The organism is Neobacillus fumarioli NBRC 102428 (assembly GCF_001591485.1).
GTDB classification, from domain to species: domain Bacteria; phylum Bacillota; class Bacilli; order Bacillales; family Cytobacillaceae; genus Neobacillus; species Neobacillus fumarioli.
Genome location: NZ_BCUZ01000064.1, coordinates 1 through 13783 on the forward strand (window position 1 = coordinate 1; position 13783 = coordinate 13783).

Below are 13783 nucleotides of genomic sequence, written 5' to 3' on the forward strand. Positions count from 1 at the left end.
ATAGCTTACTCGAAGAGGATTATGTTCAGCTCGTCGTATGCCTGCAAGGAGGATTATGCGGAGAAGCAGGCAGGCTGACCAAGGCGCTTGCGCTTTTCTGAAGCTGTCGAAGAAAAAGACAGCTTTTTCCTTGTATTTTTAATATTATTTAGTAAAATAAAGATGTCAGACTTCTGACGATTGAGAAATCGCTTAACGGTTATTCCAGTCTATTTAGGGAAACATAAGCTGGAAAGTAAGTAAAGCACAGCAAAAATTCTGAATTCGATGAAAACGTTCTCAATATAAATATGGCAGGGAGGAAATAGCTATGGTGGCAGGTACATATAAACGTATTTTTATAATCGTAATGGACTCCGTTGGAATAGGGGAAGCCCCGGATGCAGAAAAATTTGGCGATAAAGGTGCGGACACACTAGGACATATCGCCGAACATATGAATGGGCTGAATATGCCGAACATGGGGAAACTCGGCTTAAGCAATATCCGTGAATTGAAAGGCATTGCAAAAGCTGAGCAACCGTTGGCTTGCTATACGAAAATGAGAGAGGCTTCCAATAGTAAAGATACGATGACTGGGCACTGGGAAATTATGGGACTAAATATTAAAACTCCATTTAAAGTATTTCCGGAAGGATTCCCGGAAGAACTCATTGCTGAATTAGAAAAACGTACCGGACGTAAAGTGATTGGCAATAAACCGGCAAGCGGCACGGCAATCATTGACGAGCTTGGTGAAGAGCACATGAAAACAGGAGCAATCATTGTGTACACATCTGCGGATTCCGTTCTGCAAATTGCTGCACATGAAGGGATTATACCGCTTGACGAGCTGTATAAGATATGCAAGATTGCCAGGGAATTAACGCTTGATGAGAAATATATGGTCGGCAGAGTCATTGCCCGCCCATTTATTGGAGAACCAGGCCATTTTACGCGGACTCCAAACCGGCATGATTATGCCTTAAAGCCATTTGGCCGTACGGTTATGAATGAATTGAAGGATGCCGGCTTCGATGTTATTGCCATCGGAAAAATTTCCGATATTTATGATGGCGAGGGCGTAACGAAATCTCTAAGAACAGTCTCCAATATGGATGGTATGGATAAGCTTATTGAAACAATGGATATGGATTTCACAGGAATCAGCTTCGTCAATCTAGTTGATTTTGATGCCTTATATGGACATCGTCGTGATCCGGAAGGGTACGGAAAAGCGCTGGAACAATTTGATACGAGACTTCCTGAAGTGTTGGCCAAGATGAAGGATGATGATTTGTTAATGATTACAGCAGACCATGGAAACGATCCGACTGCTCCCGGAACAGACCATACAAGGGAATATGTTCCACTACTCGTTTATTCAAAGACGATGGAAGAAGGAAAAGAACTGCCGTTAAGGGAAAACTTTGCAGATCTCGGTGCAACGGTAGCGGAGAATTTCCATGTAAAAATGCCGCCGTATGGCAAAAGTTTTTTAGACGAATTGAAAAAAGGAGCAGGAACATGGTGAGCGAAAAAATTTATGAGGCTGCAGAATTTTTAAAAAAGAAGTATCAAAACACGCCAAAGATCGGCCTTATTTTAGGGTCAGGCTTGGGAGTTTTAGCGGATGAAATTGAAAATCCAGTGAAAATTCCTTATGGGGAAATTCCACACTTTCCGGTTTCTACTGTCGAAGGCCATGCCGGACAGCTCGTTTTTGGTGTTTTGAGCGGAGTTGAGGTCGTCGCCATGCAGGGGCGGTTTCATTTTTATGAAGGATATAAGATGGAGCAGGTAACATTCCCGGTACGGGTTATGAAGGCAATTGGGGTGGACATTCTCATTGTGACGAATGCGGCCGGCGGTGTAAATGAAAACTTTGCCCCGGGGGATTTAATGATCATTACCGATCATATTAACTTCACAGGCACCAATCCATTAATCGGACCAAATGATACAAAGTTTGGCGTACGATTCCCGGACATGTCGGAGGCCTATTCGAAGGAATTGCGGACATTGGCGAAAGAAACGGCGTCACGTCTCGGTCTTGATGTGAGAGAAGGCGTTTATTTCGGTTTTCCGGGTCCAGTATATGAAACACCTGCGGAAATTCGTATGGTTCGGGTGCTAGGCGGCGATGCTGTGGGAATGTCAACGGTTCCGGAGGTAATTGTTGCCCGGCATAGCGGGTTAAAGGTTCTTGGCATTTCCTGCATTTCCAACATGGCAGCCGGTATTTTGGATCAGCCGCTGACACATAGTGAGGTCATTGAAACAACAGAAAAAGTAAAAGCAGATTTTCTGCGTTATATTAAGGAAATAGTAAAGAATCTTCAGGAACGTAAGACTGAGGAAAGTGGGGAATAAAAGAATGAGAATGGTCGATTTAATTGAAAAAAAGCGTGATGGGCATGAATTATCAACCGAAGAAATTAATTTTATCGTTAAAGGGTATACAGATGGGTCGATTCCCGATTATCAAGTCAGTGCTTTAATGATGGCAATTGTGTTTCAAGGTATGACAGAAAAAGAACGGGCAGACCTAACGATGGCGATGGTGAAATCAGGCGACCAAATTGATTTGTCCCAAATTGAAGGAATCAAGGTGGATAAGCATTCGACCGGTGGTGTAGGCGATACGACTACATTGGTTCTTGGACCGTTAGTTGCTGCAGTTGGAGTTCCGGTAGCAAAAATGTCCGGACGCGGGCTCGGTCATACCGGAGGAACGATTGACAAACTGGAATCTGTGGCAGGTTTTCATGTAGAAATCGATAATAAGGAATTTATTAAACTGGTCAATAAAAATAAAATTGCGGTGATCGGTCAAAGCGGAAACTTAACCCCGGCCGATAAGAAACTATATGCGTTAAGAGATGTAACGGCAACGGTCGAAAGCATTCCGTTGATTGCCAGTTCCATCATGAGCAAAAAAATTGCTGCCGGTGCAGACGCGATTGTCCTTGATGTAAAAACGGGGGCAGGTGCTTTTATGAAAACGCTCGAGGATTCACGGGAATTGGCAAAAGCAATGGTGCGGATCGGAAACAATGTCGGCAGAAGAACGATGGCCGTTATTTCCGATATGAGCCAGCCGCTCGGGTATGCGATTGGAAATGCACTTGAGGTCAAAGAAGCCATTGACACATTGAAAGGAGAAGGTCCGGAAGATCTGACTGAACTATGTTTAACTCTTGGCAGTTATATGGTTTACTTAGGCAACAAGGCAGATTCTCTACAAGAGGCACGAGAGAAGCTTGAGCAAGCTATTCAAGACGGTTTAGCACTCGAAAAGCTGAAAGTTTTCCTAAGCTCACAGGGCGGTGATGCATCGGTTGTGGATGATCCCGGAAAGCTTCCGCAAGCCAAATATCAATTTGAACTGGAAGCAAAAGAAGACGGTTTTATAGCTGAAATTACTGCCGATGAAGTGGGCACAGCGGCCATGCTCCTTGGCGCCGGCCGGGCAACAAAAGAGTCCTCCATTGATTTGGCTGTCGGCCTCGTACTAAGAAAGAAAATCGGCGACCAGGTGAAAAAAGGAGAATCCCTAGCCACCATCCATAGCAACTTCGAAGATGTCAGCGAAGTCAAACAAAAGCTATATGATCATATTAAAATATCACCGGAAAAAACAACCGCCCCAATCTTAATTCACGAAGCCATAACGGAATAAGGTGTCAGGCACCATGTGAAAATTTCACATGGTGCCTGACACCTTTTTTTATAAAAATGATAGGTAATTTTTGTATAAAGTAATCGTTTTTGGAAAAAATGGGGCTATAAAGAATGGAGGGTTATGGAATGAAACGATTTGTCTCTTTATGGATGGTCACCATCCTGTTATTGAGTATATGGAGGCCATCTGCTTTTGCGGCGGAGGAAAAGAAAAGTCCATCCGAGCTTGCCGGGAATGTGAAGTCCGCTATTCTAATCGAGCGTGACACCGGAAAAATCCTTTATGAGAAAAACGCTAACCAAGAACTGCCGCCGGCAAGTATGACAAAAATTATGACCATGCTGCTAATAATGGAAGCCATTGATAAAGGAAAACTTTCGTGGAATGAGAAAATCCGCACAAGTGAATATGCAGCTTCTATGGGCGGATCGCAAATTTTCCTTGAACCCGGCGAGGAAATGACAGCGAAGGAAATGATGATGGGAATCGCCATCGGTTCTGGAAATGATGCAGCAGTTGCGATGGCCGAGAGGATTGCTGGTTCAGAGGAAGCTTTCGTCGATATGATGAATCAAAAAGCAAAACAATTAGGACTCAAGCATACCTTCTTTAAAAATGTAACCGGCCTGCCAGTAAGCGGGCATTACAGTACAGCGTATGATATGGCAATTATGGCCAAAGAGCTGCTCAAATATGAAGATATTACGAAATTTACCGGTATGTACGAATCCTATCTCCGGGAAAATACGGACAAAAAATTCTGGCTGGTCAATACAAACAAACTGGTTCGTTTTTATCCCGGTGTCGATGGTCTAAAGACAGGTTTTACAGCTGAGGCCAAATATTGTTTAACAGCTACGGCGCAAAAAAACGGAATGCGGGTTATAGCCGTTGTATTTGGTGCGCCAACATCCAAAGAGCGAAACGCAGAAGTAACCAAAATGCTGAATTACGCATTTAGTCAATATCAAACTCACCCGATGTTTAAAAGAAACCAAAAAATCGGATTGGCAAAAGTAAGCAAAGGACAGGAAAAAACAGTTACCGCAGTTACAAGTGAACCCCTTTCCTTACTGACAAAGAGAGGGGAAAAAACAGAAAATGTGACAAAAAAGGTGATTTTCAAGAAAAATCTGAATGCCCCAATCCATAAAGGGGATACAATTGGAACCATTAAGCTTATTAAAGATGGAAAGGTAATCTTAGAGAGCCCGTTAGTAGCAGCCAAGGATGTAAAAGAAGCAAACTGGTGGACCTTGTTCAAGCGGTCATTCGGCATGTTTACGAAAGCTGGCAAATAAAGTCGAACTGCAAAATTAATTCACTTCTTTTAGCGAAAAACAACTAGTTTTGTATGTTGAGAAGGAAATTGATGAACGAAAGGCGAATTGACTCCCTATACCAGATGAAGGAGGACTTGGGATAGTGAGTCTAAACATTGAGTTGGAAACAAAACACGATGTTTTATGCATTCGTTTAAGCGGTGAATTGGATCATCATACAGCTGATGAACTGCGCGATCAAGTTTCAGCCGTCATAGAGAAAAATAAAATTCGCCATATTGTATTGAATCTTGAACAGTTAACGTTTATGGACAGCTCCGGATTAGGCGTTATTTTAGGAAGGTACAAACAAATTAAGCAGGTGCACGGCGAAATGGTGGTTTGTGCAATTTCCCCAAGCATTCAAAGACTTTTCGACATGTCTGGTTTATTTAAGATCGTGAAAATGGAACCGACTGAAGAATTTGCTTTGCAAAGATTGGGGGTGGCCTAAAGTGAAGAATGAAATGAATTTGCAGTTCAGTGCTTTAAGTCAAAATGAGTCTTTTGCACGTGTAACCGTCGCCGCATTTATTGCCCAGCTTGATCCGACTATGGATGAACTTACGGAAATTAAAACGGTTGTATCAGAAGCCGTTACAAACGCCATTATTCATGGTTACGAAAACGATCCAAATGGAATTGTCTATATTCATGTAACAATTGAAGATGGTTTGGTTGATATCACCATTAAAGATGTTGGTGTCGGAATTGTCGATGTGGAGGAAGCTCGTCAGCCATTATTTACAACAAAGCCGGAATTGGAGAGATCCGGCATGGGTTTCACCATCATGGAGAATTTCATGGATGAGGTAGAGATTCATTCACAGCCAGGCAGCGGAACTGAGGTTAGACTACGAAAGCATATACAAAATCGTACAATGCTTTGCAATTAAGGAGACTTGCCAATGGATGTGGAGGTCAAGAACGATAAAAATCAAGCATATTTAAAGGATCATGAGGTCAAGGAACTTATTAGAAAAAGCCAAGAAGGTAATCAGGAAGCAAGAGATTTAATTGTTGAGAAAAATATGCGCCTTGTCTGGTCTGTTGTTCAGCGGTTTCTCAACCGTGGATATGACCCGGATGACCTGTTCCAAATCGGCTGTATCGGATTGTTGAAATCAGTTGATAAATTTGATCTATCCTTCGATGTTAAGTTTTCCACCTATGCTGTTCCCATGATTATTGGCGAAATTCAGCGCTTTATCCGTGATGATGGGACGGTGAAGGTCAGCAGATCATTGAAAGAGATGGGGAACAGAATCCGCAAGGCGAAGGACGAATTATCGAAAACACTGGGGCGCATTCCAACCGTTCACGAAATCGCAGACCATCTTGGACTGACTGCAGAGGATGTCATCCTTGCCCAGGAAGCTGGCAGGACGCCATCATCCATACACGAAACGGTTTATGAGAATGATGGAGATCCCATTACTTTACTTGATCAAATTGATGACGGAAATGGTGGAAAATGGTTTGATAAAATTGCGTTGAAAGAAGCTATCTCAGAACTGGATGAGCGTGAAAAACTAATCGTTTATTTACGATACTACAAGGACCAAACCCAATCAGAAGTAGCCGTCAGACTCGGAATTTCACAAGTTCAAGTTTCAAGACTTGAGAAAAAGATCTTACAGCAAATGAAAGACCGTATGGAATTATAGCCATACGGTCTTTATTTTTATCTAACATAAAAAAAAGGAAATAACACATACTATCAACATGAGAAAATCAATGTGTGGGAAGTGAGTGTTTTGGAAAAAACAATCTACCTCCGCATGCGGAATCGTGTACAGGTTCTGCCAAACCAGAATGTTTGCCTAAATGACATTGCACAAATCATTGCCCCAGTAGAGGAACTTCAAGCGTTAAAGAACCTCCATGTACATCAATTGAAAGAAACGGATGGCAATATCGTGGTCATTGATGTCATGAAAGTGATCCGCTTAATCACCGAAAACATGAAGGATTCGGAAGTGCAATCGATTGGTCCCGCGCAAACCATCGTCGAAGTCATTTCGAAGAAAAGACGCGTTTCCATTCCTTTTTTTCTTTTAATTTGGTTTTTATTATTTTTTGGCTCAGCTATGACATTGATGAATTTTCATGATGAAGTCAGCATGAAGAGCGTTCAGGAAAAAATTTATACAATTATTACCGGAAAGAAAGAGGCAAAGCCGCTGGTTTTTCAAATCCCTTATTCGATTGGCCTGGGGCTGGGGATGATATTATTTTTTAACCATGTATTTAAAAAGCGGATTAATGATGAACCGAGCCCATTGGAAGTTGAAATGTTTAATTACCAGATGGATTTAGATAATTATGTGATCTTGCATGAAAATAAGGAAAGTATGAAACGGGTTTATGACGATTAAAATTATTGCTGTCATGTTTCTCGGCCTGGCAAGCGGGCTGGCTGTGGGCTCGGGATTTGTGGCGTTCCTAACGGTCCTTGGAATTATTCCCCGGCTGACACAGCTTTCCAAAACAATGAAAATGATTCGTCAGTATGAATGGGCAGTAATTATTGGTGCTCTATCTGGCGTACTGGCAAGTTTACGAGATCCTGAGTTTGGGCTTTCTCCCTTTTTCCTAATTCCCTTAGGTTTGACAGGTGGAATATTTGTAGGAATGCTGGCTGCGGGACTTACAGAAGCAGTAAATGTATTCCCGATTCTGGCCAAAAGAATCCGATTAGATGGAGAAATTGTCATTTTAATTATGGCGATTGTATTAGGGAAGATTGCCGGGTCCATATTTCAGTGGGTATATTTTGTTCATCATTAGCAAAGCGTAAGGCGGCGACAAGCTCCCTTTTAGCCTTTTTGAGGTCCCGCTTGTGACCTCGAGCCGCTGGCGCCAGAAGCTAGACTATTCTCAAAATCGAAATTTTTACTTTTTTCAGCCTGAAAGGACATCAAAGCATGAGTACACGACGGCGTGTCATTTTAATTACTGACGGTGATGAATATACGAAAAGAACATTACATCAAGTTGCCAAAAGGGTTGGAGGCTGCTGTATTTCAATGTCGCAGGGAAATCCGACCAAATTATCTGGACCGGAAATTATCCAGTTAATTAAACAGGCAGCTAATGATCCTGTGTTGGTAATGTTCGATGACAGCGGAATAGTTGGTGAAGGTGCTGGTGAAACAGCGCTTAAATATGTTGCTCAACATCATGAAATTGAGGTACTAGGAGTTGTTGCAGTTGCGGCCAATACGAAACTAGAATGGACAAAAGTTGATGTTTGTATTGACCGCGATGGATTCTTAACTCCATATGGTGTAGATAAATATGGTATACCTGAACTCGAAATTGGCAGAATAAATGGGGATACTGTCTATTGTCTTGATCAGTTAAATGTACCCATTATCGTAGGAATCGGGGATATTGGCAAAATGGCTAGACACGATTCTTACAAAATTGGTTCCCCGATCACCGAAAAAGCAGTCGAACTCATCCTGGAAAGGAGCGGCTTTTATGACGAGCATTAAAGAGCAAAAATGGTCAATCCCGCAATCGGTTCATGAAGTTGAAAACTATATGAAACAACGGGTTGGACTTGGAATAAGTTTTGACTTGAACGAAAGAAAATTGAAAATCCTGGATACAGATGTTTATTTATATTGTATAAGCGGCTTATGTGATACGCTTTTTATCACACATCTAATAGAAGAACTAGTAGAAATTAATGATCATGAAGAATCAGGATCAGATGTATTTAAAATTATTGAGAACAGACTTGTCAATTATTCGGTTGAAAAAAATGATCAACTTGATTATATGATCGATAAAGTTTTGTCCGGATTACTCGGAGTTGTCGTCGATGGTGCGGATCAGGCATTTATTATTGATGTTAGAAGTTACCCTGGCCGTTCTCCTCAAGAACCGGACACCGAAAAGGTAGTCCGCGGTGCGCGGGATGGTTTTGTTGAAAATATTATTATGAACACTGGATTAACAAGAAGAAGAATCCGTGACGAGCGGTTGCGCTTTGAAATGATTAGAGTTGGAAAACGTTCAAAAACGGATGTTGCTATAGGATATATCCAGGATGTTGCAGATCCGGATTTAATTAATATCATAAGGAAAGAACTAGAAAGTATTGATACAGACGGGATTCCCATGGCGGACAAAACGATTGAAGAATTTCTGATCAATCAGGGGTGGAATCCTTTTCCGTTAGTCAGATACACCGAAAGAGCGGACGTGGCTGCAGCGCATCTATTGGAAGGTCATGTGATCGTTTATTGCGATACATCACCAAGCGTTATTATTGCACCAACTACTTATTTTCATCATGTGCAACATGCAGAAGAATTCCGCGAATCCCCTCCGTTAGGAACGTTTGTCCGCTGGGTGCGATTTTTAGGTGTGCTAACGTCGATTTTCTTACTGCCGTTATGGCTATTGTTCGTATTGGAGCCATCCCTCTTGCCGGAAAAACTGTCTTTTATCGGTCCGAATAAAACAACTCATATTCCTACTGTTGTGCAGCTATTTATCGGGGACTTCGGGATAGAGTTTTTACGGATGGCAGCGATCCATACACCTACACCATTATCAACAGCAATGGGCTTAATTGCGGCTGTTTTGATTGGGCAAATTGCCATTAGTGTTGGCTTATTTACTCCGGAAGTCATCCTTTATGTAGCAGTGGCGGGGATTGGAACATTTACCACCCCAAGTTATGAACTAAGTGTGGCAAATAAAATTGCCAGAATGCTTTTAATGATCATAGTGACCATTTTTCATACACCAGGCTTTGTCGTTGGGGTTACCCTGTTTTTCATTTTTCTCGCCAATATGCGTGCACTTAATACACCATATTTGTGGCCTTTTTTGCCTTTTGAACCAAAAGGATTTATGCAAATTCTCTTCCGCAGGGCTATTCCGGGTTCACTCTTAAGACCAAGTATCGTTCATCCAAGAAATCGTTACCGTCAGCCTCCTGAGAGTTAAAAAGAAATTGCAGAATACTAACAATTATGCTAAAGTAATTTTAATTGAATAAAGTGATAAAGAATATAAAATAGGCAGTGTCTATGACGGATTCTGTCTATTTGTTTATTAATTTTCACAATGAACTTCATAGACGATATTGAGTTGTAACGGAGAGAGGGAAGGGAATGTATTTCTATGGAACTACAGGTGTTAACCAAAAAGGGAATTTAGAAATCGGCGGTGTGGATACTGTCGAGTTAGTCCGGCAGTATGGAACACCGCTTTATGTTTATGATGTGGCTTTGATTAGAGAAAGGGCGCGCGGGTTTAAGAAAACCTTTGAAGATCAGAACATAAAGGCTCAAGTAGCTTATGCGAGCAAAGCCTTTTCAACAGTCGCTATGGTTCAGCTTGCCGAGGAGGAAGGTTTATCGCTTGATGTGGTTTCAGGCGGCGAATTGTATACAGCCATTAAAGCAGGATTCCCGCCTGAAAGAATTCATTTTCACGGAAATAATAAAAGCAAAGCAGAATTAGAAATGGCATTGGATCATAAAATTGGCTGCATTGTGGTCGATAATTTTTATGAATTGGAATTGTTAAAGACCATTTGTCACGTGAAAAATACCGATGTTAAGATCCTGCTGCGTGTTACACCGGGAATTGAAGCACATACCCATGATTATATTTTAACTGGGCAAGAAGATTCGAAGTTTGGATTTGACCTGCAAAATGGACAAGCGGAACATGCATTAACAGAGGCTCTTAAATTTGATCATTTTCAAGTTTTAGGGGTTCACTGCCATATTGGTTCACAAATTTTTGAAACAACCGGATTTTTGCTGGCATCCGAGAAAATAATCAGTAAATTGTCAGAGTGGAAAGATCAGTTTGGCTTTGAAGCGAAGGTGCTGAATTTAGGCGGTGGTTTTGGAATCCGTTATACGAAAGAAGATGAGCCGATCCCGCCTTCCCAATATGTAATTGAAATTATTAAACAAGTGCGAACTCTTACAAATCAGTATGCTATGCCAATGCCGGAAATTTGGATTGAACCGGGCCGTTCCCTTGTAGGAGATGCCGGGATCACATTATATCAAGTTGGTTCATCGAAAGAAGTTCCAGGAGTAAGAAAATATTTAGCAATAGATGGAGGTATGAGTGATAATATTCGCCCTGCCTTGTATCATGCGAAATATGAAGCGGTATTTGCCAATAAACCATTAGCCCAGCCTAGCGAAACGGTATCCATCGCTGGGAAATGCTGTGAATCAGGGGATATGCTAATTTGGGATTTGCCGCTGCCTAAAGCAGAAGAAGAGGACATTCTTGCTGTCTTTTGCACGGGAGCTTACGGCTATTCGATGGCAAACAATTATAATCGGATCCCAAGGCCGGCTGTTGTATTCGTAGAAAATGGAAAGGCAACTCTTGTGGTAAAGCGCGAATCATATGAAGATTTGTTACGGCTAGATTTGCCATTAAAATAGATTCCTGAAACTTAGGAAAGCTGCCAGTCATCTCCGGCAGCTTTCTCTAATTGTTGTTAAGAAAACATCGCTTTAATCGAATCAATCAACCAGATGAAAAAATGTTTAAGGCTATCAAGGAATCCTTGTCCTTCTTTAGATTGTAGAAATTTGGAAATTTGATCTTTGGCTTTATTCATCTGATCGCTTACTTGATTCCAATTTATGTTCAGGTTTTTTAATTTGTCGAAAAATTGGATTAAACTTTGCATTTCATTATTTGAAAGCTTTACATTTAAATCATTTGCTGCATGCTCAATGATTTTGCGCATTTCTTCATCATTTTGCGGCTTGTTCTTAGCGATTTCGTCTTTTACTTTAGCGATTAAGGCAGCGGCATTTTTATCTCCAATAGAGTCGCCTAGTTTGGCCGTTTCTACCATTTCCTGATTGGCTGCCTGTTTGACAGCTTCCGGAATCTGTTTATCCGACGATACTTCGTAAGCTTTGAGTATGCCTGTTAAGGCAGCAGTGCCTGACACCGGAACAGGTGAAGTAATATAGATGTTTGCATCTTTAACGCCGGCGGTAATCAAAGCATTAATATACATTTCATTGGTTACCCATGTAATGTTTTTCGTCTTAACGGATACACCTGAACCTTTGGGAGCGATCGTAATCGCTGCTGATGAAATGGCCCTTGTACCAATAAGCGCATTTGCAACATATTTTCCTAAGTATTGATGTTCTTCTTGATTTGTCACGGTTACAATCTGTACATTTTTTGGAGCGTTCATTTCCGCTAACAGGCTATCTTTCTGTGCTTGCGTTAAATCCGCACCTAATGTAACAATCATATCACCTTGTGCCATGTCAGCAAATGTTTTTAATGGAAACACAAATAGCAAGACAGCCATTAAAAGAATAAGAACTTTTTTCATTTTATCCTCCTCGGTTCAAACCATAATAAATGATCATATGGCATTTTATACTATACCCTATTCTATTAACAAATGAAAAGTTTAATAGATGAAATTTCACTTCTAATGGGAGAAATGGATTAATTTTGTTATATAGTGTAGAATGTTAGCGGGGAGATCTAGTTTTGGGGGAAAGTTATATGAGAAAGAACAACTGGGTGGTATTTGGTATTTTAATTGCTGTTTCTATTATTTGGGGTCTCATTTATTGGATATATTTTGGTATAAAGAATTTATCATGATATTTTTCATTGCTGAATATCCGGGAATTATGTATGATTGTCATGAGTGAAACATTCTGCATCAGCTACATATAATATAATGAATAAACGTTTATATTTACTTTGTATGGAAAAAATATACTCGAATCTGGATAGGTTTATTTTATATAATGAGGGATCAATATGTTAATTAGATATAAAAAAACATTCGAAAAGATTGCAATGGGTTTATTATCTTTTATGCCTAATGAAAAGGATTTGAAAAAACTCCAGCAAACAATGAAGGATTATGAAACCGAAGAAAATCGTCAACTTTTCCTATGGAAGGAAGAAGATATCATCGGTCTAATTGGCGTCCTGTTTCATGATGATCAAAATGCTATCGAGATTCTGCATGTATCCGTTAACCCATCCCATCGTTTTCAAGGTGTAGGGAAAAGAATGGTAAAAGAGTTAAAAGAAATGTATGCAGACAAAGAAATCATTTCGAATAAAGATACGGCATCGTTTATTGAAAAATGTGATCTGTGCTAGAAGGATATTTTTTAAAGGCAGCCCCTTCTATATGCTGCCTTTCTTCTTGGCCAATGCCTTGTTTCTTTCGGCCGTTACGTCCGTTCGATCACGCAGTTTATGGCGATGAACGATTTCTGCATCAGCCATATTACTTGCATTTCCCCATATAAGGCCTTCTTGTTCACACCCTTTTATACATAAATCCAATAACTCCGGGTCATTGACCGGCAAGTTAAAACTGGTATAGGCTTTCCCCCCCTCGATCATTGACAAACGCTCGATTAAGAAACTGTGAAGTTTCGCCCCATCTAAACCGAGCTTTGTTAGCAGCTCTTCTTGAACCTTAAAAATATTCATAGCCTTCTTTAATGTTCTTTTTGCCCCGTTAAAATTATTCCTGCGATGATGGTAGGCTGATACAGCCAATAAAATAAGTCCGACCCAAATGGATTCTTTGTTCCCGAAATCTGTTTTTTTCCAATGGTCCTCAAGAATTTCGTGGCACTCAAAATAATCTCTGTCTCCATGAAAATGCACTAAGTACTCTAAATATTCCTTTGGATACAAGCTATTCCCTCCCATTCATGTTTATGTAAGTTTATCATAAAAAAATGAATTTTTTTGAAGAAATGTTTAAGAGCCCGTCAAAAAAGACGGGCTT

15 protein-coding genes are annotated in these 13783 nt (G+C 40.7%); 13 read left to right on the plus strand and 2 right to left on the minus strand.

Annotation, left to right across the window (positions count from 1 at the left end; translation table 11 throughout):
• Positions 1–310 precede the first annotated feature (310 nt).
• From deoB to lysA, 12 genes are all read left to right on the plus strand, one after another.
• Positions 311–1513: a phosphopentomutase gene (gene deoB, locus BFU02S_RS10385; RefSeq protein ID WP_066370102.1), complete on the plus strand. Its 1203-nt coding sequence runs from the start codon at positions 311–313 to the stop codon at positions 1511–1513.
• Positions 1507–2352, plus strand: a complete 846-nt coding sequence (locus BFU02S_RS10390) for a purine-nucleoside phosphorylase (RefSeq protein ID WP_066370104.1) — start codon at positions 1507–1509, stop codon at positions 2350–2352. The genes deoB and BFU02S_RS10390 overlap by 7 nt, the downstream gene beginning before the upstream one ends.
• Before the next feature lie 4 nt (positions 2353–2356).
• Positions 2357–3661, plus strand: a complete 1305-nt coding sequence (locus tag BFU02S_RS10395) for a pyrimidine-nucleoside phosphorylase (RefSeq protein ID WP_066370107.1) — start codon at positions 2357–2359, stop codon at positions 3659–3661.
• Positions 3662–3789: 128 nt separating this feature from the next.
• A complete protein-coding gene (locus BFU02S_RS10400; RefSeq protein WP_066370110.1) occupies positions 3790–4965 on the plus strand; it encodes a D-alanyl-D-alanine carboxypeptidase family protein in 1176 nt (391 codons plus the stop codon).
• Positions 4966–5089: 124 nt separating this feature from the next.
• The gene (spoIIAA, locus tag BFU02S_RS10405; RefSeq protein WP_066370112.1) at positions 5090–5440 is read left to right on the plus strand and encodes an anti-sigma F factor antagonist; all 351 of its coding nucleotides are present in this window, start codon (positions 5090–5092) and stop codon (positions 5438–5440) included.
• Position 5441: 1 nt separating this feature from the next.
• A complete protein-coding gene (gene spoIIAB / locus BFU02S_RS10410; RefSeq protein ID WP_066370114.1) occupies positions 5442–5882 on the plus strand; it encodes an anti-sigma F factor in 441 nt (146 codons plus the stop codon).
• Positions 5883–5894: 12 nt separating this feature from the next.
• Positions 5895–6653: an RNA polymerase sporulation sigma factor SigF gene (sigF, locus tag BFU02S_RS10415; protein ID WP_066370116.1), complete on the plus strand. Its 759-nt coding sequence runs from the start codon at positions 5895–5897 to the stop codon at positions 6651–6653.
• Positions 6654–6743: 90 nt separating this feature from the next.
• Positions 6744–7364: a stage V sporulation protein AA gene (locus tag BFU02S_RS10420; RefSeq protein WP_066370117.1), complete on the plus strand. Its 621-nt coding sequence runs from the start codon at positions 6744–6746 to the stop codon at positions 7362–7364.
• Positions 7354–7776 carry a stage V sporulation protein AB gene (locus tag BFU02S_RS10425; protein ID WP_066370121.1) on the plus strand — a complete coding sequence of 141 codons (423 nt, stop codon included), beginning with the start codon at positions 7354–7356 and terminating at the stop codon, positions 7774–7776. The genes BFU02S_RS10420 and BFU02S_RS10425 overlap by 11 nt, the downstream gene beginning before the upstream one ends.
• A gap of 137 nt (positions 7777–7913) precedes the next feature.
• On the plus strand, positions 7914–8486 hold the full coding sequence (gene spoVAEA, locus BFU02S_RS10430; protein ID WP_066370123.1) for a stage V sporulation protein SpoVABEA: 573 nt from the start codon (positions 7914–7916) through the stop codon (positions 8484–8486).
• A complete protein-coding gene (locus BFU02S_RS10435; protein WP_066370127.1) occupies positions 8473–9954 on the plus strand; it encodes a spore germination protein in 1482 nt (493 codons plus the stop codon). The genes spoVAEA and BFU02S_RS10435 overlap by 14 nt, the downstream gene beginning before the upstream one ends.
• Positions 9955–10121: 167 nt before the next feature.
• The gene (gene lysA, locus BFU02S_RS10440; RefSeq protein WP_066370129.1) at positions 10122–11426 is read left to right on the plus strand and encodes a diaminopimelate decarboxylase; all 1305 of its coding nucleotides are present in this window, start codon (positions 10122–10124) and stop codon (positions 11424–11426) included.
• Between the two features lie 56 nt (positions 11427–11482).
• Here the strand turns inward: lysA and BFU02S_RS10445 are convergent, their stop codons facing one another.
• Positions 11483–12346 (minus strand): DUF1002 domain-containing protein, encoded by an 864-nt coding sequence (locus BFU02S_RS10445; RefSeq protein WP_066370131.1) that lies wholly within the window; start codon positions 12344–12346, stop codon positions 11483–11485.
• Positions 12347–12789: 443 nt separating this feature from the next.
• Between BFU02S_RS10445 and BFU02S_RS10450 the strand changes: the two genes are divergently transcribed.
• A complete protein-coding gene (locus BFU02S_RS10450) occupies positions 12790–13140 on the plus strand; it encodes a GNAT family N-acetyltransferase (RefSeq protein ID WP_066370133.1) in 351 nt (116 codons plus the stop codon).
• 27 nt (positions 13141–13167) lie between these two features.
• Here BFU02S_RS10450 and BFU02S_RS10455 read toward each other — a convergent pair whose 3' ends face one another.
• A complete protein-coding gene (locus tag BFU02S_RS10455; RefSeq protein WP_066370135.1) occupies positions 13168–13689 on the minus strand; it encodes a DUF309 domain-containing protein in 522 nt (173 codons plus the stop codon).
• Between the last annotated feature and the right edge of the window lie 94 nt (positions 13690–13783).